The organism is Streptomyces sp. NBC_00234 (genome assembly GCF_036195325.1).
In the GTDB taxonomy this organism is placed as follows: Bacteria; Actinomycetota; Actinomycetes; order Streptomycetales; family Streptomycetaceae; genus Streptomyces.
The window spans coordinates 8104601-8124947 of the sequence record NZ_CP108101.1 but is presented as its reverse complement, the minus strand read 5'-3'; the positions used below and the strand labels follow the sequence as shown (position 1 = coordinate 8124947).

Sequence of the window (20347 nt, the reverse complement as noted above, 5' to 3'; positions counted from 1 at the left end):
GAATTAGGGGCGAGATTGCAGGAAAAGAGCAACAGACCGACTTCCGCGCCGGGATCCGTCACGGGCTTCGAGGAGATCGACCTCGCGCTCGTCGACGCGCTGCAGACCGATCCGCGCGCCGCCTGGTCCCGGATCGGTCCGGCCATCGGGGTCGACGCGACGACCGCGGCCCGGCGCTGGGCGCGGCTGGAGAGCGCGGGCCTGGCCTGGGTCACGGCGTACGCGGGACCCGCGACCGCGACCGTCGGCTATGTCGAGCTCATCTGCCGGCCACGGCAGCTGGCGGAGTTGAGCGAGCGGCTCACCGCCCTGCCGTGGGTGATCAGCGTCGAGCACGTGGTCGGCGACTTCGACCTGTTCCTGACGGTGGCCGCCGCGGACCTGCCCGCGCTCGGCCGCCGCGTCGGCAGCGACATCGCCGTACTGCCCGGTGTGCGTTCCACCCGCACCCGGCTCGGCATCCGGCTCTACCAGGAGGGCAGCGGCTGGAAGGTGCGCGCCCTGGAACCGGCGGGCCGCGCCCGGCTCACCGGGCCGCACACGGTCGCAGGACCCGCCGGCAGCAAGGTCGGCCGGCCCTTCCCGTTCGGGCCTCGTACCGATGCCGGCCCGGAGCTGCTCGCGGCCCTCGGCGCCGACGGCCGCGCGGGCTGGGCCGAGCTCGCCGCCCGCAGCGGCCTGAGCGAGTCCACCGTGCGCCGCCGGCTCACCCACGAGCTGCGGGAACGCGAGATCCTGCTCCGCTGCGACCTGGCCCAGCAGCTGGCCGGGTGGCCGGCGATCGCCACGTACCGTGCGGTCGTGCCGCACGGAGAGCTCGACGCCATCGGCGGGGCGCTCGCGCGACTGCCGCAGACCCGGCTGTGCGCCTCGGTCACCGGCTCCTGCAATCTGCTGTTCTCCGTCTGGCTGCGCGGTCTCGACGGGATCACGGCACTGGAGTCACTGCTCGACGAGCGCTTCCCCCGGCTCGCCGTCCAGGACCGGACCGTCACCCTGCGCACGGCCAAGCGCATGGGCCGCGTCCTGGACGACAGCGGTCGCGCGATCGGGCACGTGCCCGTGGGGCTCTGAGCCCCGGCGCCGCGCCGCGCGGTCCGGCACGGATGATTCGCGCAGCCGCGTCGGCGTGACCTCGCCGCGAAAGCGGTGCCGCCGACGGGGAGGCGGGTGGCAGCGCCGTGTTCCGTACTCTGGGGGCATGCGTATGCGCCCCACTCTGAGCTGGGCCCCTACCGAGGACCTGTCGCCGGGCACCACGGATCTGAAGCCGGTCGCCGATGCGCTGAGCGCCGGCGGTGTGCTGGTGCTCAGCGGGGCGGGCATCTCCACGGAGTCGGGTATCCCCGACTACCGGGGCGAGGGCGGGAGCCTGAGCCGGCACACCCCGATGACCTACCAGGAGTTCACCGCGAGTGCCCGGGCCCGGCGCCGGTACTGGGCGCGCAGTCACCTGGGCTGGCGCACCTTCGGCCGCGCCCGCCCCAACGCCGGGCACCGGGCCGTGGCAGCGTTCGGGCGGCACGGCCTGCTCTCGGGTGTGATCACCCAGAACGTCGACGGCCTGCACCGGGCCGCCGGCAGCGAGGGCGCCGTGGAACTCCACGGAAGCCTGGACCGGGTCGTCTGCCTTTCCTGCGGCGCCTTCACCTTGCGCCGCGAACTCGCGCGCCAACTGGAGGCGGCCAATGAGGGCTTCGGGCCGGTGGCCGCCGCGATCAACCCGGACGGCGACGCCGACCTGACCGACGAGCAGGTCGGTGACTTCCGCGTGGTGTCCTGCACGGTGTGCGACGGCATCCTCAAACCGGACGTGGTGTTCTTCGGCGAAGCCGTGCCCCCGCAGCGGGTCGAGCACTGCCGCGCACTGGTCCGTGGGGCGGCCTCTCTGCTGGTCCTCGGCTCCTCACTGACGGTGATGTCCGGCCTTCGGTTCGTCCGCCAGGCGGCACAGGACGGAAAGCCGGTGCTGATCGTCAACCGGGACCCGACCCGGGGCGACCGTCACTCCGTGACCCGTGTCGCGCTCCCGCTGGGAACGGCCCTCACCACCGTGGCCGGCCGCCTGGGCATCCCCGTCGACGACGGGACGGCAGGGTCTCCATAAGCGGACCGATGAGTTCTCGGGCGCCACAATGTCTTAGGAGGGAGAGACGGACACGTCCTCCACCCGGAGAGAGTGGTGCGCCATGAGATTGGTACTGCAGGAGTTCCTGTCGCTGGACGGCGTCTCCCAGGGCCCGGGCTCCCCGGACGAGGACAGGAGCGACGGGTTCACCCGGGGCGGCTGGTTCGTGCCGCACATGGACGAGCAGTTCGAACGCCAGGCCGGCACCTGGCTCGGCAGAGCGGATGCGTTCCTGTTCGGCCGCCGCACCTACGTGAACTTCGCACGGGACTGGCCGAAGATGACCGAGCACCCGTTCGCCGGCACCCTGAACGGCCTGCCGAAGTACGTCGCCTCCCACAGCCTGGTCAAGGCCGAGTGGGACCCGACCACGATCCTGTCCGGCGATGTCCCTGCCCAGGTCGCCGAATTGAAGCGGCAGCCCGGCCGCGAGCTGCAGATCCACGGCAGCGCCCGGCTGGCCCATTCCCTGTTGGCCGCCGGCCTGATCGACGAACTGCGGCTGGCGATCGCCCCGGTGGTCGTGGGCACGGGTCGCCGTCTGTTCCCGGACGGCGGTACCCCGGCCGGACTGCGACTCCTGAGCAATGACACGACACCGGGTGGACTCGCGATTCACGTATACGAATCGACAGGGCTTCCGGAGTACGGGACGTACGGAGCCGCGTAGACCGGCTGCTGCTGGGGAAGAGCCAGGGCGAATTCAGTCAGAGCGCTCCAGCACGCCGGCCGGCGCATTCGCGAGAGTGCGGCGAATCGGACGGAATAATGCGCCCGGCTTTTAGTTGAATTCTAGACTCTGCCCCATCCGTTGACGCATGGCGCGATGGACTCGTAGACTTCCCTCAGCACCCTTTTGCATACACGTGCCTCCATTGTCTCATCGTGCTCACGCGCCCCGCGGATCTTGACCCGGCGCATGGCGGCACCGCATCAGGACATCAGCATTCCGCCTCCCGAGGTGATCTCGTTGATCACTCATCCGCGCCGACGCGCCACCGACTTTCCGTCGGAAACATCCTCCGAGGGAATTCCGGGCCGCCCCACGGTGAGCCTCGTGATTGCCCTGAGGGAGCCGGGTGCGGACCTTTCCTGGCTCGCCGGGCAGGTACCGGCATGTGTCGGAGAGGTGATTCTCGTCGGGGCGCCCGCCGGGCGTGTGCCCGATCTGCCGCCGATGGGCACCGGACCCGCACCGCGCCTGGTGGAGCTCCCCGTGAGCGGCCCGGAGGCCCTGCTGCACACCGGCCTGACGGCCGCGACCGGCGACTTCCTCGTGCTGATCGAGGCAGACGGAAGCATGTCGCCCCTGGAGATCCCGCACTATCTGCACTACCTGGAGAGCGGTTTCGACTTCGTCAAGGCGTCGCGATTCATCGCCGGGGGCAGCCCGGCGGGATATCCCCTGGTCCGCAGACTGGGCCATCGATTCCTGCTGACGGTGGCACGTTTTCTCTACGGGCAGCGACTGACCGATCTCTGGTACGGATTCTGCGCGTTCCGGCGCGGGTTCGTCACTCTGCTCGATCCGAGCGGCGACGGAATGGAACTGGACGTGGAGGTCGTGACGCACGCCCTGCACTACGGACTCCGCATTGCGGAAGTACCGAGCCGGGAACTTCCGCGCCGCGACCGCAGGAGCCGTCGGCATACGCTCCACGAAGGGGCCCGGATTCTGCAGGCCCTGATCGCGGGGCGCCCGCGTAGCGCACTGTTGCGTCTGGTCGCCGTTTCGAACAGGACCAGTTGAACCTCCGCTCCTTATGTGCTAAGCCTGGAAATTCCATACCGTTCGGAATTCTGGGCGCGCGAGGCGGCGCACGAGAAGGCGCCGTAGACCTCGCGAATCATCGAAAGAGGCCCATCGTGTTCACCGTTCAGGTTCGCCGGCATCCGGCGCCCCACGAGCCGCATCCCCTGCGGCGGGCGACCGACTGGCCTGCCACGGTGTCCGCGACCGCCTCCCGCACGACGCCCTCCCGGCACGGAGCGCATCCCGCCCGCCGGGCCTCCGACCGTATGACCCCGGCAGCCCGCGCACCGCGCGTCGCCGCCCACCGCCGGTTCGGCGCCCCGCGCCGCCGGCGGTCACGCGCCGCCACCGCGCACCACACGGGCGGCCGGCGTGACGACGCCGGCGACGGCCATCCGGCCGACGCGAACGGCGATCCATCTCCAGCACCGCCCGATGACGCCTCGCGGCCCCACCACGCCCTGATCCGGGCACGGTGCCGGTCCGGCGCGGCTCCGTCGCGGTGCGCACCCGGCGGAGGCGACTCCTGATGACCCTCACCCCCACCACGCATGCCGGTGTCATCGGCCGTCCCGACGAACCCCCCGCCCCGGATCGCACGGACCTCCCGCGCACCGACGTCCCCCATGCCCCGACCCGTCCCCCGGTCGACCTCGAACTGATCATTCCGGCTTTCAACGAAGAGCGGCGACTGCCCGCGACCGTCGCCGCCACCGTCGGCTTCCTGGCCCAACGGCCCTGGTCGTCCGCGGTCGTCGTGGTCGACAACGACAGCGCCGACTGCACGCTCGAAGTACTCGCTCCGTTCCGGGACCAACCCGTCACGGTGTACGTGATCGGGTGCAGCGACCACGGCAAAGGCGCCGCCGTACGGCGGGGCATCGCCACCTCCGCCGCGCGGTACGTCGGCTTCGCCGATGCCGACAACGCGACCCCCATCGCCACCCTCGACCCGGTGATGAGCCTGCTGCAGGAGGGCCACACCGCGGTCATCGCGTCCCGCCGCGCGCCGGGCGCCCACTACGAGATCGAGCAGTCCGCCCTGCGCAGGTGCGGTGGCTGGCTGTTCCGGCGACTGGCGAGCCGCACCCTGCCGGGCGTCGCCGACACCCAGTGCGGCTTCAAGTTCTTCGACGGCCCGCACGTCCGCTCCGTCCTCGACCAGTGCCGCATCGACGGCTTCGCCTTCGACGTGGAGATCCTCGCTCGCCTCGTCCATCGGGGCGACGACGTGGTCGAAGTGCCGGTGGACTGGTCGGACGTACCTGGTTCGACGTTCTCGGCACGGCGCGACGGACTGCGCTCCATGACCGACCTTCTTCGTATCTCTGGCTTCAGGTGACCGTGATGACCGCACTCGACCAACTCGCCCATGCCGACGTCCTCTTCCTCAACTGGCGCGATCCCTCGCACCCGCAGGCCGGCGGCGCCGAGGCGTACTGCTTCGAAATCGCCCGACGGTTCTCCGACGCAGGTGCGCATCTCACTCTCTTCTCGGCGCGGCACCCCGGCTCCGCGCCGAGCTCCCGGTGGCAGGGCATGCGGATCGTGCGGGGCGGCGGCACCTTCGGCGTGTACCCGGCCGCGGCCCGGCACCTGTTGAGTCACCGGCACGCGTACGACGCCGTCGTCGACTTCCAGAACGGCATCCCGTTCTTCTCACCGCTCTTCACACCCCGGTGGACCGCCGGCATCTGCGTCATCCACCACGTCCACCAGGACCAGTTCGACCTGCGCTTCCAGTGGCCGCTGAACGTGGCCGGCCGGCTGATGGAGAAACAGCTCAGCCGACGGGTCTACCGCGGGCGCCCGATGGTCGTCGTGTCCCCTTCGACCCGGGAGTGCACCCGCAGGGAACTCGGCTTCGAGAACCCGATCTACATCGTGCCGAACGGGAGCCCGCACCTGGCCCCGCCCCCGATCACGCGCAGCGCGACGCCGTCCCTGGCGGTCGTCAGCCGCCTCGTCCCGCAGAAGCGCGTGGACCTGCTGATCGGCGCCCTGCCCGAACTGCTGCGTCGGCACCCGGACATCCGGCTCGACGTCGGCGGCGCCGGCGAAGAGCTCGGCGCCCTTCGCGAACTGGCCGCGCGGCTCGGCGTGACGCGGGCGGTCACCTTCCACGGCCGGGTCAGCGAGGAACACAAGCAGGAACTGCTGGCCCGCGCCTGGCTCACCGTCGTGCCGTCGGTGGCCGAGGGCTGGGGCCTCGCCGTCATCGAGGCGAACGAACTCGGCACGCCCGCCGTCGCCTACGACGTGCCTGGACTGCGCGATGCCGTCCGGCACGGCCTCAACGGCTGGCTGCTGCCCACCGAAGCCCCCCTCGCGCAAGGCATCGGCGAGGCCCTGGACGAACTGAGCGAGCCCGCCGCGCGCGAGCGCAAGGCGGCCCGCTGCCGGGCCTGGGCCGACCGGTTCTCCTGGGACCGGAGCGCCGAGAAGCTGGCCGGCGTCGTCCTGGAGGAGATGCGCCGCGTCCGGCGGCACCGCCGTTCGCGCCGGCGCCCCAGCGACCTCACCGTCGTCGGCAGCTTCCGTGCGGTCGACGCCGACGCCATGGAACGGGCCCTCGCGCGCTCCCTGCGACAGACGGACACATGGTCCCGGCAGGGTGACGCCTTCCGGCTTCTGCTGCACGGCTGCGACGAGGTACGCGCCCTCGACGCGTTGAGCAGAATCGACGTCAACGAGCCCGAACTCACCCTGGCCAGCAGGCAGGACGTGCTGGTGGACGGCGGGGAGGCACCCGCATGACGCCGCAGGGTACGGCGGACGCGACCCTTCCGGTGCCGGCGGACACGGACAGGGCGGTCCATGGCGCGCGCTGGGTCATCACGGCCGCGCTGGTCGTCGGAGCCCTCAACTACGGTTACGCACTGGTGCTCACCCGGCTGCTCGACGTCAAGGCGTACGCGAGCTTCGCCGCCGGCCGGGGACTCGTCCTGGGTGCGGCCACCGTCGCATCGCCATGTCCGCTCTCCGGACCGGACGGGCCGCCCCCGTCCCCTCTTGACCGAAGGGGAAAACCGGGCAAAGATGTACGTATACATCGTAAATCGGACCCATTGGAGAACGCGAGCAGCCTCCGGGAGAGGATGACGATGATCTCCGTTCAGGTGAGCCGGTCTCGGACACCTTCCGTCCCCCACCCGCTGCGGCGGGCGACCGACTGGCCCCTTGCCGGTCCCGGGCGTCGCTGCCCGGTGCGGCAGGCCGCGGGCCGCCGAGGTGCCCATCCCGCTCGGCGTGCCTCGGACCGGCTCGCGTTCCCCGCCGACGTGCACTGTGCGGCCGCGCGCAGGCCGCGTCGGGCCCCGAGGCGCCGCCGCGCTCGCGCGGCCTCGTCCCGCACGAGCCGCGGTCGTCGCACGGACGACGCGGACAGCGGGAGCGGCTGTCCAGCGAATCGGTACGTGTGGCCCCGGCGTTCCAGGTGCAGGTCCGGACGCAGGCCCGATGACTGGAAGCGGCGCGGCGACACCTTCCCGCTGCTCCCGCACGGGTGCGACGAGAAGACGAAGATCCCCCCGACGAGGCCGGCAAGCAGGACGGACGTCCTCACCGGCGGCGGGGAGGACACGCCGTGACCGCCGACGGCACGACCACCACCGAGCGCCCGGTGCGACCGGCGCGTACGGACGATGTCACAGCGGTGCACGGGGCACGTTGGATCACGGCCGGCTCACTGGCCGTGGGAGTACTCAACTACGGTTACGCCCTGCTGCTCACCCGGTTGCTGGACGCCGACGCCTACGCGGTGTTCGCGGCGGGAGCGGGCTTGGTGCAGTGCGCGGCGACGGTGGCTGTCGTGGCCATCCCCTGGGTGCTGGCCCAGGCTCTCGTCCGTGCGACGTCACAGGCCGAGCGCGCGAACGCGATCCGGTTCGCCGTCGTGTTCGCGGTGGCGGGCGGCATTCTGGCGGGAGGAATCGTGGCCGCCGTTGCCGCACAGTTCGCCGGTACGGCCACCACAGGGGTACTGGCGGGCGTCACCCTGCTCATCTACGTCACCAGGGTCACCAACGGATGGCTTCAGGGCACCGAGCGGATGGGGACCCTCGCGTGTGTGATCACGAGCGAAGCGGTCCTCAAACTCGCCGTCGGGGTGCTCCTGGTGTCCTCGCTCGGACTCGCCGACACCGGCGCTCTGGCCGCCTGCGGCATCGCCGTACTGCCGTTCCTGATCTGGTGGCCCTACCGGACCCGCGGTGGTGACCGGCGGTGGCTCGACTTCACCGCCAACCGCGATCTGTGGCGACGGGCTCTGGAACTGGGCTCCATACAGGGCATGGTGGCGCTGATGGCCGCGGTCGACGTGGTCGTGGTCGCGCTGCTGGCCACCGACGGGACGGAGGCCGCGAGCTTTCAGGCCAGCGTGATGCTGGGCCGTGCGCCCCTGTTCGTGGCCGGCGCCATCTCGGTGGCGTTCTTCCCCGCCCTGTCACGGCGACGCCGGGGGACACCGCTGGCAGGCAGCGCCGTACGGATGTATCTCATCGTCGCCCTGCCGGTGACCGTCGTCTGCGCCACGGCTCCCGAAGCCGTCATTACCACTGTGTTCCCGTCCGAGTACTCGATGATGGGCTCCCTGTTGTTGTTCGCGGCGGTGTCCGGGTTCGCGATCGGCGGCATCAATCTCGCTTCCACCTTCTTCCAGGCGGTCAACGACCGCTCGTGCCTGCGCCGGCAGGCCGCCGGGCTGCTCGTCTTCGTCGCGGCCCTGCTGGCGGGCTGGCACATCGGCGGAGTGCTGGGGCTGGCGATCGGCGGAGCCTGCGGATCAGTGGCGGCGCTCCTCCTGCTCGTGCACAGGCTGGTCCGGACACATGGCCTCCGCGTGTTCCCCCGTATACCGCTCGTCGAGCCGGCCCTCGTCACGGGCGCACTGCTGTTGCTCCGGCCCCTTCCCGTGATGTGGCTGATTGCCGCGACGGCGACCGGAGTTCTGGCCGGGGTGCGGTTCTTCCGCCAACGGGCCGATGCGAACACCCAACTGCCGGACGCCGTCGCGGACCAGGAGAGGACTGACTCCTCATGATGCGTGCATGGCGCGACGCCGTACGGGCCCGGTTCACCCGCCCACGCGCCGGTGTTCTGCGCTCGGATCCCGGCACCGTGTCCGCACGCAAGCGCGTGGTGATATCGACCTTCGACGACACCGGTAACGATGCCTACCGAGGCGGAGGGGCCGTCGTCATCGACAAGGTGGCACGCAGGCTGTCCGAAGAGTTCGACGTGACCGTCCTCACCGCCGCCCGGCGCGGCGTTACCGAAGTGCGTGGCGGGCTTCGCCGCCGATACCTGCCGGTGTGCTGGGCCGGACCACGGGTCGGCCAGTTGTTGTTCCAGGCGGTACTTCCCGTCATGGCCCGGCGGATACCCCATGACGCATGGCTGGAGAGCTTCACCCCGCCGTTCACGACGAGCTTCCTCCCCCTCTTCACCAGGGCACCGGTCGTCGGGATCAGCCAGTGCCGGAGCGGTGAGTTGATCTGGGAGAAGTACCGCATACCGGCATTCATCGTGGAGCGCCTCGGTCTCCGGTTCTACCGCGACCTCGTCGTCCTCAATGAAGCCGATGCCGTCGACACACGGCGCTACAGCCCGAGAGCCGCGGTGCACGTGATCGAGAACGGCGTCGATCCGCAGGTTATCGACGACGACCGTGAATTCGGCAGCGGCACGTACATCGTCTGTCTGGGCCGCGTCGACGTTAAGTTGAAAGGTCTGGAACTGTTGCTGGCCGCATACGAGAAGGCCGCACCGTCCATGCCGTTGCTGCTCGTCGGCCACGGAACCCCCGCCGAGGAACGGAAGCTGGCCGCACTGCTGGCGACAACGGACCGGAACGTCCGCTGGGTCGGCTACGCCGCCGGAGCCCGTAAGCATCGGCTGCTGGCGGACAGCGCCTTCATGGTCATGCCCTCGCGGCGGGAGGCGTTCGGACTGGTCGCGCTCGAGGGCATGTCGTACGGCAAGCCGGTTCTGCACTTCGAACTGCCCTGCCTGCGCTGGATGTCGGGCAAGGGAAACGTCGGAGTGCCGCCCTTCGACGTGGAACGCCTCGCCGATCAGATCGCTCGCCTGGCCTCGGACGCACGCACGCGTCAACGGCTGGGCCGTCAGGCATATCTGGCATCGCAGCAGTACACCTGGGAGAGGATGACCGGCCGGTATCTGACACTCGTGCGGCAGCTGTCGAATTCGGAGACGGCGGGCCCGGCAGGAGGTGCGCCATGACCGCTGATCCACTGACCACCGCGATCGCGCAGGGAATCCCACTCATCGTGCTGTCGCCCCATCTCGACGACGCCGTCCTGTCCTGCGGAGCACTGCTGTCGCATGCCCGGCAGCATGTACCGGTCAACGTCACGACTCTGTTCACCGAAGGCTCCCCGCCGCCGTACACCCTGTCGGCGCGCCGCTATCTCCACCAGACCGGGGCGCACGACGCAGAGGAGCTGTACGCCGCACGGCGAGCCGAGGACCGGGCGGTGCTTCAGGAGATGGGGGTCGCCTGGCGGCACACCGGACTGATGGAAGGACTGTTCCGCCGCAAGTCCGGCTGGGCACCCGACGGTCCCCGTCGGGTGAGCAGGCTCCTGCCCGAGCTGGCCCACGTCTATCCGAACTACCGTCTCCACCTCGCCGCGGGCCGTATTTCCCGCCACGACAGCGGCGTACTGGGCCGTATCGCCAAGACCCTGGACGAGCAGGCCCCGCCGTCCGAGCCGTATCTGGTGCTGGCACCGCTGGCCATCGGCGGGCATGTCGACCATCTGCTCGTCCGCACGGCCGCCGAGCTGAGCCGCCGCCCCGTCGTGTACTACAGCGACTTCCCGTACAACCAGCATCACGCAGTGGGCGCCGACTTCACCGGGCGCAACGCTCTTGTGGAGACCGCTTGGCAGCGCGGGCTCGACGGTAAGGCCGCTTTGATCCAGGGCTACCGCACCCAGGCCGATGCGATGTTCCCCGATGGGCGCATCCCGCTCGTACCCGAGATCTATCTGTGTCCAGGAGGCCCGCAATGATGGCTCTGGTGTCACGGATCGCGTCGGCTTCGGCGTCGACGACCCGGCGAGCCGGCATCCGGGTTCCGATGGTCGTGGTGGTCGCCGGCGCCGTATTCGCCCTCACGGCGGTGCTGCGACTGGTGAGCATCGGCAGTTCGGCGGATATCTTCACCGACGAGGTGCTCTACCGGGACATCGGCCACAACACCGTGGTCCATGGATATCCCTATGAAGGAGGGAGCCCGTTCTTCCTGCACCCGCCGGGCTTCTTCTACCTCCTGGCCGGATGGGAATACGCTTTCGGCTTCGAGTCCAACGCCATCATGTCGGTCTACGACATGCGGGTCCTCAACGCACTGCTCGCCGCCGGTACGGCCGCGGCGCTGACGGTTGTGGTGGCCCGGGCGTCACGATCGTGGCAGGCGGCAGCCGCAGCCGGAGCGCTGTTCGCCGTCGACGCCTTCTGTATTCGCCAGAACGGCCGGGTGCTGCTGGAAACCTCCATGATGCTGCCCGCGATCGCGGGGTTCGCGGTGCTGCTTCCACTGTTCTGGCGTCCGTTGCCGGCAAGGGCACGGCTGCGGGCGGTGTGCGCGGGTCTTCTCTTCGGCATGTCCGTCATCACCAAGGACTGGGCGGTGTTCGTCACTGTGCTGCCCGTGTTCCTGGCCATGGTGATGGGCTGGGGACCACCGCGCCGGCTGCTGCTCGGGATCGTGGGAATGAGCGCCGTGCCGTACGCCGTCTATGTGGCCGTCGTGGCGCTCGGCGGACAGCTGAGCTGGTTCCTGGAGGTGAAGAGCCAGGGAATCCAACGGCTGCTGGGTGTGGTCCAGGAGACCGGCTTCAACTCGGCGAAGTCTCCTTCCGTGGTGTCCCGGCTCACGGACGAAGCGCCTACCTACGCCGCCACGTACCTCGTGCTGACGGTCGGCCTGATCGCGCTGGCCATCCTTCTGCGCTGGGGCAATCCCGCCGAGCGCCTGATAGGGCTGCTGAATCTGTCGGGGGGCTGCGCTCTCGCCTACGCGGTGCTCTTCGGCACGCTCGAGGAGCACTACCTCTACCTGCTGTTGGTGCCCAGCGTGATGTCGGTGGCGGTGGCCGTCCCGCTCGTGCTGAGGCGCCGCAACCGCCGCACGGCGCGAGTCGTACGCCGGTTCGCCGTGACCCTTCTCGTGGTGCTGCTCGGAATCTCCGGCACGTCCTACGTCACGGGAAGGGCCGAGCCGGACGACGGCTACGCGAAGCTGAGAGCTTATCTGGCGGCGCACCTGCCTGCGGGAAGCTCGATCACCGTCGTCGACGGGACGCCCTACTTCGCTTCGACCGGGCAAGGGAGAACCAGCGGTCTGCAGGATCTCTACCGCGTGGGCAGGTGGGTCACACCGCAGGCCCGAGCCGAGGCGGGGGTCCGGTACGTGGTCGTTCCCTGGAAGGAAGTCAGGGAGGGCTACACCTTCCTGACGGTCGGTGAGACACGGCGGCTGATCGGGCAGGGCGACCTGGTGTTCTCCTTCGAGGGGCGGACCTACGACACCCTCGCTCTCTACCGCATGCCCCCGCCGGGCCCGTCCGTCTCTCCCGAAAGCCAGGCGAGGACGCCATGAAGCATGTCGCCGGCCGTACCCTGCACCGCTGGTGGATCGTCGGTGTCGTGGCCCTCGTTCTGGCCATGCTGGCATCGATCGCGCTGTTGCGGTCCGACGGGAAGGAGGAGGAATACCACTTCGGCACGCTGCTGACGGACCATGAACGGGCGCCGAGGGAACACGAGAAGGGAATACGGATCGCGCATCTCGAAGTGCGCTGGGATCACTTCGAACCGCAGGACGACGCGTTCGACGCCGCATACATAGTCCGACTCAGGGACACGATAAGAAAGTTCGAAAAGGCGGGGATGGAGATCGAAGTCGGCATCACGATCCATTCCCCGCCCGCGTGGCTCAAGGAGCACCCGGACTCCGATTTCGTCAACCAGCACGGAGCTCATTTCACGGATGCACCGAACGTGGTCTTCAGCCAGTCCGTCAGGCGTGAGGTCCAGGAGTACATCGACAAATTCAACAGCGAGCTCGGACTCCACAACTTCTGGGCGGTCCGGATCGGTGTGAGTGAAACGGGAGAGTTCAGCTATCCGCCCGCAGATCTGGGCGAAGAAGGGACGAATTCCTTCTGGGCGTTCGACAGGAATGCGCAGAGCGCGACGCGCAACTCGGGCAGACCACCGGGTATTCCTCCCAACCCGCTGCCCGGATGGGAGCCGGGAGACCGGACCTACAAGGGGAGGAATGTCGAACGGGCGGATGTGGCCGCATGGTCCGACTGGTATGTCCAGGCGATCGCCCAAACCGTGAACTGGCAGATCCGCCACTACAAGTCACTCGGGTACCAGGGGAAGATAAAAATCCTGGTTCCTGGTACCGGTGTCCGTCCAAGCGAACACGAGAAGGCCGTCAACAGCTATCTCGACGGCACGGTGCTGCCGGATCTGATGGGCCGCGGAGTGAGCTTCTACAAGAGCCTTGCGGAGATCCGCGGAAGCGAGAACCTTGAGATTGTTTCCACGTCGCTCGTCGATGGCTCGGGAGAGCCGAACAACAACGGGTGCGCGCCGTCCGACGCGGGAGAGGACATCCTCGATCCGTCCAATACTGTCGTCGACGACTGGTCATCCGTGCGCTGGATCGCGAACCTCGCCCGATACTACGGATTCGATCTCAACGGAGAAAGCGCCGGACCTCATATCCGTCCTTACTATGACGGCGTCATGGAAGACGCCGCGCTGCAGATGGAGTCCTGCGGACTCAAAGGTCTCATGTGGGCTTTCGACGAAAACCTCTACGACGGCACTCCCGGCTCATCACTCCAGGAGTACTCAGCCGTAATCGAGCGCTCGAACTGAGGAGCCAGGACATGAATGTCACGGTGATCACTCCGGACGAACTCGGAGCAACAGAACTCACCGCATGGCGAGCCATGCAGGAGGCAACCCCGGCATTGGACAGCCCCTTCCTGTCGCCGGAATTCGCCCGGGCCGTGGGCCACCAGCGCCCCGGTGCCCGCGTGGCTGTCCTCTCCGACGGACAGCGTCTGCTGGGATTCTTCCCGTTCGAACGGCATCGCTTCGGACTCGGCCTGCCGATCGGCAGCGGTATGTGCGACAGCCAGGGGCTGATCCACGTACCGGGGCTCGACTGGGACCCCATGGAACTCCTGCGTGCCTGCGGGCTCCGCCTGTGGCGATACGACCATCTCGTCGAAGGCCAGACACCGTTCGAAACCGAGGTCGTGGGTCGTGCGGGATCTCCGGTCATCGACCTCCGGCAGGGGTACGACGCCTATCTCGCCGTGCTCCGCGCCAGGTCGGCCAGACGGGCCAAACACCTGCGACAGGACGAGCGAGCGCTGGGCAGGAGAGTGGGAGAGGTACGGTTCGCCTTCCACGAATCCGACCCGCGATCGCTCGACGCACTCATGCGGCACAAGTCCGCCCACTACCGGGCGAAGGAGCAGGTGGACCTGTTCGCCCAGCCGAGAGCGACAGCGCTGGTGCGGGAACTGCAGCGCGCCCGGGGGGCGACCTGCACCGGCGTTCTCTCGGTGCTCTACGCGGGCGGGCGGCCCGTCGGCTGGCTGTTCGGGCTGCGGTCCCGGCGTGTTCTGCACATCTGGTTCTCGGCGTACGACCCGGACGTGGGCCAGTTCTCACCCGGCATCCTGCTGCGTCTCAAAGCGGCGGAGTCCGCGGCAGCCGAAGGACTCGACCGCATCGATCTCGGCAAGGGCAGTGAACCGTACAAGGACAGGCTAAAGACGTCGGAACTCCGCCTCTCGGAGGGATGGGTGGACCGGCGCACGATCCCAGCCACCGTACGACGCGCACAGGTGGAGGCGGTGACGAGGGTTCGCGGCGTGGTGGCGGGCAGTCCCGTGCTGCGCCGCGCCGCTCTGAACACGCTCAACGCGATTCCGCGGCTTGGGCATGCCGGCTGAGAGCCGTGTGTCCTGGCAGCGCGACTTCCAGGTCGGATTCCCGTCGGCCCCGGGACCTCCGCGTGCCCGATGGTCGAGCCATGCGCAGCGACACCGAGCGCTGCGTACGTGCCAAGGGCGCGTGGTTCGGCGGATGGTTCTTCACCGCCGCTCCGACCACCCGGCGGGTACTGGGAAGTTCGGCACAGGAACGACTGCCGTACGGACTCCGTCCGAGCGGCGGCCCCCGCTGAGCGCGCCACGGCATCGACGCGGCGCCGGTCGAAGACCGCGGCGAGCGCGAACCGTTCGCGCAGGTCGACTTCAAGGGCGCCCCATACACCCATATATGACATATTTACGGCGTATACTTACACTTAGCTTGCACCGAGAGTTCCGAGAGGATCAAGGAGACCGGACTCCGGCCGCGTGACCTCCGGAGGCGAGATATGTCGGAGCGCAGCGGCGGCCCACGGCACCACCGAGGTCGTCTGAGCAGGGAACGCGTGCTGGCGGCTGCCCTGGCCCTGGTCGACCGCGAGGGCCTGTCGGCGCTCAGCATGCGGCGTCTCGCCGCCGAACTGGGAGTGGAGGCGATGGCGCTCTACCGGTACACGCCCGGCAAGGACGCCCTCCTCGACGGCCTGGTCGAAGCTTTCCACCGGGAACTCCAGGAGGCCCTGGAGGAGGAGCGGCCCGAAGTCGCGGAACGGGGGCCGGGGAACGTGGCGGCGGCCGGGTGGCGGTCCGATCTGCACCGTACGGCCCGCGAGACCTACCGGGTCTCCTTGCGCCATCCGCAGGTGGTGCCACTGCTCGCGACCCGCATGCTGGCAGTGCCGCTCTCCCGCCTCCCGCCCTCGGTGCTGCGCACCCAGGAACGGATGCTCGCGCTGCTGGCCCGCGCGGGCCTGGACGACCATCGCACCCAGCTGCTGTATCGGGCGGTCACCGCCTGGGTGCTCGGCTACGCCTTCGTCGAGTTGCGCACCGTCGTGAACAATCCGAACGAGCCGGAGCCTGCGATACGGCTCGGGCTGCACCGGATGCCGGCCCAGGAGTTCCCGCTGCTGCGCGCCACCGCGCCGGCACTCGCGGAACGGGCCGGGGAGCAGGCGCTGACGGACGGGCTCGACGCCCTGCTGGACGGCTTCGCGGCGGGTACGTGAGTGCAGGTCGCCCGAGGGCGGCGGAGCGCACTCGCCCACGAGGCATACGTGGGTTGTCGGAGCCCGGCCGGAAGGGCCCCGCCAGCCACACCCTCTAGCGCGGGGCGACCCCGCCGTCGTAGACGTTGTCCGGCGTGATGATCTGGGTGATTGCCCGGGCGAGCAGCGTGGACGGCTCCTGGCCCCCGCGACGGATATCCGTGTTGATCATGATGACCAGAGTGGCCTTCTGCGACGGCAGGTAGACGGTCACCGTCTCGTACCCCGGCAGCGAGCCGTTATGACCGATCCATCCGCCGGTCTCGAAGATGCCGAGACCGTAGCTGGTACCGGGGAAGCCGGTCGGCAAAGTCTTCAGCCGCTGCGCCTGGGTCTCGGGGCTGAGCAGCTCTCCGGTGGCAACGATCTTGGCCCAGCGGCGCAGATCGTGCAGATCCGAGATCATCCCTCCGGCGGCCCAGGCCCAGCTGGGGTTCCAGTTCGTGGAGTCCTCGACCTTGCCGCTCAGCGTCTGGTCCGTGTAGCCGTGCGAGTGCGGCCGGGGGAACTCGGGCCCCGTCGGGAGCTGCGTGTGGCGCAGGTGCGACGGGCGGAGCACGCGATGGTGGATGAAGTCGTCGAGCCTGTGACCGCTCATCTTCTCGACCACCAGGCCGAGCAGGATGAGGTTGGAGTTGGAGTACTGGAAAGTGGCACCCGGCTTGAAGGTGTTCTTGTGCTTCATGCCGTACGCGAGCAATTCCTTCGGGGTGAAATAGCGCTGTGGATCGCTCAGCAAATCGTGCTGGAAGTCCGCGTCCGCGGTGTACGGGAACAAACCACTGCGCATCTCGGCAAGATGACGGAGCGTGATCCGCTTGCCATTGCGCACACCGGGAACGTAAGCAGAAATCGGATCGTCCAACGCGATCCGCCCCTCATCGACCAGTTCGAGCAGCGCCGTGACCGTGAAGGTCTTGGTCTCACTACCGATCCGAATGTACGAGTCGGCCGACATCGGCTCACCCGTGGCCGTGTCGGCGACCCCCGTCGCCCGCACATAACTCCCCTTCCCCGGCATCCACACCCCCACCACAACACCAGGAATACCGGCCTGCTTACGGACGTCCGCGATCGCCTTGTCCAGCCGGGCGCTCACCTCGGGACCGAGACCACCGGGCGGGCAGTTCTCTTCCTCGTGCCGGTCGACACCCACGGCCTGCACCACCGGAGCAGGAGCCACCGCCACCGGGGCGAGCACTGACGCCACCAGCAGCGCTGCAGCGAACAAACGTCGAGCGGGGATGCGTCGCATTTCGGGGTGCCTCTTCCAGGTCAGGGAACGGAAAGCAACATCACCACCCCGATCACCCGCACAAACCCGCCTCCGCCGCACATCCGGACGAGTCCACTCATTCGGCGCCACATACATCCACCGAAGCGTCCAACAATTAACAGAAACAAGAATAAGCGCCAGGGAATGAACCGAACACACCCCGCAACGCCCTCCCGTAATTCCGAACGCGAGGCCGGTGACGAGCACGGCCCCATTCATGAAGGCGCGGGAGTCGTGTCGATGGCTGCCGCCGAACCGGTACGTACGCCGGGATGCCGGCCTCCGTCGTAGGCTGCATCCCGCACGTGACGGACAGGAGACCGCGGTGACCGAGACGACGCTGACCGAGGTGATGGCCGAGCTGGCCGCGCTCGAGGACCGGAAGATTCGCAAGGTGAACGAGAAGCACGGCGACGATCACGCCGTGAACCTCACCAAGCTGCGCGCGGTCGCGAAGCGACTGAAGACGCAGCAGGAACTCGCCGACCGGCTCTGGAAGACGGATGACACCGCGGCGCGACTGCTGGCGATCCTGATCTGCCGCCCGAAGACGTTCGAACGCGACGAGCTGGACACCATGGTCCGCGAGGCGCGCACACCCAAGGTGCACGACTGGCTCGTGAACTACGTGGTGAAGAAGAACCCGCACTCCGAAGAGCTGCGCCTGGCCTGGTTCACCGATCCGGACCCCGCGGTGGCCAGTGCCGGCTGGGCGCTCACCACCGAGCGCGTGGCGAAGAAACCCGAGGTCCTCGACCTCGAAGGACTGCTCGACATCATCGAGGCGGAGATGAAGGACGCCCCGGATCGCCTGCAGTGGGCGATGAACCACTGCCTGGCTCAGATCGGGATCGAGCACGCCGAGCATCGCACCCGTGCGATCGGGATCGGGGAGCGCCTGGAAGTGCTCAAGGACTACCCCACTCCCCCGGGCTGCACATCTCCGTTCGCCCCCACCTGGATCACCGAGATCGTGCGCCGCCAGAACGACAAGGCAACGGCCTGACCGACGCTCCACCCGAAGCGGTGCATTGGACGCGGGCCGGATGACGTACCTGTCGCGCCTTACGCGGAACGCCCCGGCCTCCTGCCCTATCCGCCGGAGGAGTGACTCCGGTCGACCACCAGGGGTCCAGCCCGCCGTCCGGTCGCCGCCGGTCCGGGACAAGGCGAGGATGATCGCGAGTCGTCGCCACACCCTCGAAAGGGCAGCGCCCATGGAGCATCTCCCTCCCGGACGCGACGCGCGCGCCCGACTGGGCCTCCGGGCGGTGAGCGAACTGCTGTCCTGCCAGCACCAGCGCATCGGCTCCTACGCCGAGACGCACAGGCCCGAGCCCCGCACGCCCGGAGGGGCCCTCGCGCGGCAGCCGGAGGCGGTCCCGGGCGCCGTGGTGGACCTGCTGGACGCGCTTCCGACGGCCGCGATGCTGGTGACACCCGTGCTCGGCGCCGACGACGGCATCGAAGACTTCCTGTACCTGACGCAGAACGAGCGGGCCCGCGCCTACGCCGCCACCCATGTGCCGGAGGACTCCGCACCGCAGTGGACCGGCCCGGTCCCGCTGTTCGAGCGCTACCCCGTCACGGGCGGCACGGCGCTGCCCCGGATGCTCGCCGACGCCCACCACGAGCGCGCCCCTCAGGGGCCCGCGGAGGTGGAGTGGTTCATTCCCAGGCGGGACGGTCCTCCCGCGCGGCTGAGCCACGAGGTCACCGTGTCCCCGTGCGGCAAGGACCTCCTCGTCACTTGGGAGCCGGGGCACCGCGTCCGGATGGCGAAGGCGGCCCAGAATCTCGCGAAGACCTGCTGGGCGGAGTGGAACCTCGCCGACGACACGGTCGTGCCGTCCCTCGGTTTCGGCCACGTCCTCGGCAGGTTCGCGACGGATCCCGTCCCGAACCTGCTCGGCATGGCCTCCCTGCTCAGCGCCGACAGCCTGCCCGCGTTCTACCGCCTGCTCTACGACGTACTCCTGCGCACGAGGCAGTCGGAATGCGAGCTGCGCCTGCGCGGACCCGTCAACCGGTTCATCCGCATGGTCGCGGAACCGGTCCGTCCCAAGGACGGACCGGTCTGGGCCGTCCGCGCCGTACTCGTCGATGTCACCGACGACCACCGCCGCCGCACACTCGCCCGAGCCGCCGGAGAGGAAGCCCGCCGGCAGCGCGGACGCGCCGAAGCCCTGACCGAGGTCGCCGACGCGCTCCGCGACGCCGTCCTCCCCCGCTTCCAGGGCGAACTCTCCTCCTACGGCCTCGACGCCGTCGCCGTGTACCGGCCGGACGCCACCGGATCCGGCGTCGGCGGGGACTGGTACAAGGCCCGAAGGCTCCCCGGCGGCCGGCTCCTCGTCGCCCTCGGCGACGCCCGCGGCCACGGACTCGCCGCGGTCACCCTGATGGCCAAGCTCCGCAACGCCCTGGCCGGCCTCGCCTACACCGATGCGCCCGTGGAGGAGCTGACCCGCTGGCTGAACGAGGTCGCCTACGACGACGGCATCGAGTCGACCGCCACCGCCGTGATCGCCCGCTACCACCCCGAGCTCTCGATGCTCCGCTGGACCTGCGCAGGCCACCCCCGCCCCGTCCTGCTGCGCGACGGCCGGGCGACACAGCTGCCGGCCCCGGACGGCGGCCCCGGACTCACCCTCGGCGTCCTGCCGGGCAGCACGTACCCGGCGGCCGAGACCGTCCTCGCCGACGGGGACATCGTCCTCCTCTTCTCCGACGGACTCATCGAGCGCCGCGACAGCGATCCCGACGAGGACATGGCCCGCCTTCTCGACACGGCGGAGGCTTGTGCCCGTGAAGCGGCACTCTCCCACGGGCACGAGGGGCTCCAGGAGTACGCCGAACGCCTTCTCGGCCTCCTCGACGGCCCCCACCGCGCCGACGACGCCACCCTTCTCACGCTGCGGCGTGTCCCCGCGCGGAAGGGGCCGGAAGAGCAGTGACGCGCGTCGTCGGTCCGGGTGCGGGCCGTCG

At 69.2% G+C, this 20347-nt stretch carries 17 protein-coding genes; 16 read left to right on the top strand and 1 reads right to left on the bottom strand.

Going from position 1 to position 20347, the window contains the following annotated elements; all coding sequences use genetic code 11:
* Positions 1-15: 15 nt before the first annotated feature.
* From OG230_RS35640 to OG230_RS35575, 14 genes are all read left to right on the top strand, one after another.
* Positions 16-1074, top strand: coding sequence for an Lrp/AsnC family transcriptional regulator (locus tag OG230_RS35640; RefSeq protein ID WP_328907907.1), 1059 nt, complete (start codon positions 16-18; stop codon positions 1072-1074).
* 127 nt (positions 1075-1201) lie between these two features.
* Complete coding sequence (locus OG230_RS35635) at positions 1202-2107, top strand: NAD-dependent protein deacetylase (RefSeq protein WP_328907906.1); 906 nt, start codon at positions 1202-1204, stop codon at positions 2105-2107.
* 82 nt (positions 2108-2189) lie between these two features.
* The gene (locus tag OG230_RS35630; protein WP_328907905.1) at positions 2190-2798 is read left to right on the top strand and encodes a dihydrofolate reductase family protein; all 609 of its coding nucleotides are present in this window, start codon (positions 2190-2192) and stop codon (positions 2796-2798) included.
* A gap of 387 nt (positions 2799-3185) precedes the next feature.
* Positions 3186-3878, top strand: coding sequence for a glycosyltransferase (locus OG230_RS35625; RefSeq protein ID WP_328907904.1), 693 nt, complete (start codon positions 3186-3188; stop codon positions 3876-3878).
* 532 nt (positions 3879-4410) lie between these two features.
* A complete protein-coding gene (locus tag OG230_RS35620) occupies positions 4411-5223 on the top strand; it encodes a glycosyltransferase (RefSeq protein ID WP_328907903.1) in 813 nt (270 codons plus the stop codon).
* A 5-nt stretch (positions 5224-5228) separates the two neighbouring features.
* A complete protein-coding gene (locus OG230_RS35615) occupies positions 5229-6638 on the top strand; it encodes a glycosyltransferase family 4 protein (protein ID WP_328907902.1) in 1410 nt (469 codons plus the stop codon).
* Between the two features lie 829 nt (positions 6639-7467).
* Positions 7468-8922 (top strand): lipopolysaccharide biosynthesis protein, encoded by a 1455-nt coding sequence (locus OG230_RS35610; protein ID WP_328907901.1) that lies wholly within the window; start codon positions 7468-7470, stop codon positions 8920-8922.
* A complete protein-coding gene (locus OG230_RS35605) occupies positions 8919-10124 on the top strand; it encodes a glycosyltransferase family 4 protein (RefSeq protein ID WP_328907900.1) in 1206 nt (401 codons plus the stop codon). Before OG230_RS35610 ends, OG230_RS35605 begins: the two co-directional genes overlap by 4 nt.
* Positions 10121-10918, top strand: coding sequence for a PIG-L deacetylase family protein (locus tag OG230_RS35600; RefSeq protein WP_328907899.1), 798 nt, complete (start codon positions 10121-10123; stop codon positions 10916-10918). Before OG230_RS35605 ends, OG230_RS35600 begins: the two co-directional genes overlap by 4 nt.
* Positions 10915-12510 carry a phospholipid carrier-dependent glycosyltransferase gene (locus OG230_RS35595; RefSeq protein WP_328907898.1) on the top strand — a complete coding sequence of 532 codons (1596 nt, stop codon included), beginning with the start codon at positions 10915-10917 and terminating at the stop codon, positions 12508-12510. The genes OG230_RS35600 and OG230_RS35595 overlap by 4 nt, the downstream gene beginning before the upstream one ends.
* Positions 12507-13805: a beta-galactosidase gene (locus OG230_RS35590; RefSeq protein ID WP_328907897.1), complete on the top strand. Its 1299-nt coding sequence runs from the start codon at positions 12507-12509 to the stop codon at positions 13803-13805. Before OG230_RS35595 ends, OG230_RS35590 begins: the two co-directional genes overlap by 4 nt.
* Positions 13806-13816: 11 nt before the next feature.
* Complete coding sequence (locus OG230_RS35585) at positions 13817-14896, top strand: GNAT family N-acetyltransferase (protein WP_328907896.1); 1080 nt, start codon at positions 13817-13819, stop codon at positions 14894-14896.
* A gap of 80 nt (positions 14897-14976) precedes the next feature.
* A complete protein-coding gene (locus tag OG230_RS35580; RefSeq protein ID WP_328907895.1) occupies positions 14977-15129 on the top strand; it encodes a hypothetical protein in 153 nt (50 codons plus the stop codon).
* A 195-nt stretch (positions 15130-15324) separates the two neighbouring features.
* On the top strand, positions 15325-16044 hold the full coding sequence (locus OG230_RS35575) for a TetR/AcrR family transcriptional regulator (protein WP_328907894.1): 720 nt from the start codon (positions 15325-15327) through the stop codon (positions 16042-16044).
* A 94-nt stretch (positions 16045-16138) separates the two neighbouring features.
* Here OG230_RS35575 and OG230_RS35570 read toward each other — a convergent pair whose 3' ends face one another.
* Complete coding sequence (locus OG230_RS35570) at positions 16139-17338, bottom strand: serine hydrolase domain-containing protein (RefSeq protein ID WP_328907893.1); 1200 nt, start codon at positions 17336-17338, stop codon at positions 16139-16141.
* Between the two features lie 373 nt (positions 17339-17711).
* On the opposite strand from OG230_RS35570, the gene OG230_RS35565 reads away from it, so the two are divergent.
* The gene (locus OG230_RS35565) at positions 17712-18365 is read left to right on the top strand and encodes a DNA alkylation repair protein (protein ID WP_328911629.1); all 654 of its coding nucleotides are present in this window, start codon (positions 17712-17714) and stop codon (positions 18363-18365) included.
* Positions 18366-18576: 211 nt separating this feature from the next.
* On the top strand, positions 18577-20316 hold the full coding sequence (locus OG230_RS35560) for a PP2C family protein-serine/threonine phosphatase (protein WP_328907892.1): 1740 nt from the start codon (positions 18577-18579) through the stop codon (positions 20314-20316).
* Positions 20317-20347: the final 31 nt, after the last annotated feature.

What these genes read in the sequence shown, in the direction of transcription:
- OG230_RS35570 (WP_328907893.1), bottom strand. Translation starts at nt 17,338, where the DNA reads ATGCGACGCATCCCCGCTCGACGTTTGTTCGCTGCAGCGCTGCTGGTG.
- OG230_RS35575 (WP_328907894.1), top strand. Translation starts at nt 15,325, where the DNA reads ATGTCGGAGCGCAGCGGCGGCCCACGGCACCACCGAGGTCGTCTGAGC.
- OG230_RS35595 (WP_328907898.1), top strand. Translation starts at nt 10,915, where the DNA reads ATGATGGCTCTGGTGTCACGGATCGCGTCGGCTTCGGCGTCGACGACC.
- OG230_RS35565 (WP_328911629.1), top strand. Translation starts at nt 17,712, where the DNA reads ATGGCCGAGCTGGCCGCGCTCGAGGACCGGAAGATTCGCAAGGTGAAC.
- OG230_RS35620 (WP_328907903.1), top strand. Translation starts at nt 4,411, where the DNA reads ATGACCCTCACCCCCACCACGCATGCCGGTGTCATCGGCCGTCCCGAC.
- OG230_RS35635 (WP_328907906.1), top strand. Translation starts at nt 1,202, where the DNA reads ATGCGTATGCGCCCCACTCTGAGCTGGGCCCCTACCGAGGACCTGTCG.
- OG230_RS35580 (WP_328907895.1), top strand. Translation starts at nt 14,977, where the DNA reads ATGCGCAGCGACACCGAGCGCTGCGTACGTGCCAAGGGCGCGTGGTTC.
- OG230_RS35585 (WP_328907896.1), top strand. Translation starts at nt 13,817, where the DNA reads ATGAATGTCACGGTGATCACTCCGGACGAACTCGGAGCAACAGAACTC.
- OG230_RS35630 (WP_328907905.1), top strand. Translation starts at nt 2,190, where the DNA reads ATGAGATTGGTACTGCAGGAGTTCCTGTCGCTGGACGGCGTCTCCCAG.
- OG230_RS35615 (WP_328907902.1), top strand. Translation starts at nt 5,229, where the DNA reads ATGACCGCACTCGACCAACTCGCCCATGCCGACGTCCTCTTCCTCAAC.
- OG230_RS35605 (WP_328907900.1), top strand. Translation starts at nt 8,919, where the DNA reads ATGATGCGTGCATGGCGCGACGCCGTACGGGCCCGGTTCACCCGCCCA.
- OG230_RS35560 (WP_328907892.1), top strand. Translation starts at nt 18,577, where the DNA reads ATGGAGCATCTCCCTCCCGGACGCGACGCGCGCGCCCGACTGGGCCTC.
- OG230_RS35590 (WP_328907897.1), top strand. Translation starts at nt 12,507, where the DNA reads ATGAAGCATGTCGCCGGCCGTACCCTGCACCGCTGGTGGATCGTCGGT.
- OG230_RS35600 (WP_328907899.1), top strand. Translation starts at nt 10,121, where the DNA reads ATGACCGCTGATCCACTGACCACCGCGATCGCGCAGGGAATCCCACTC.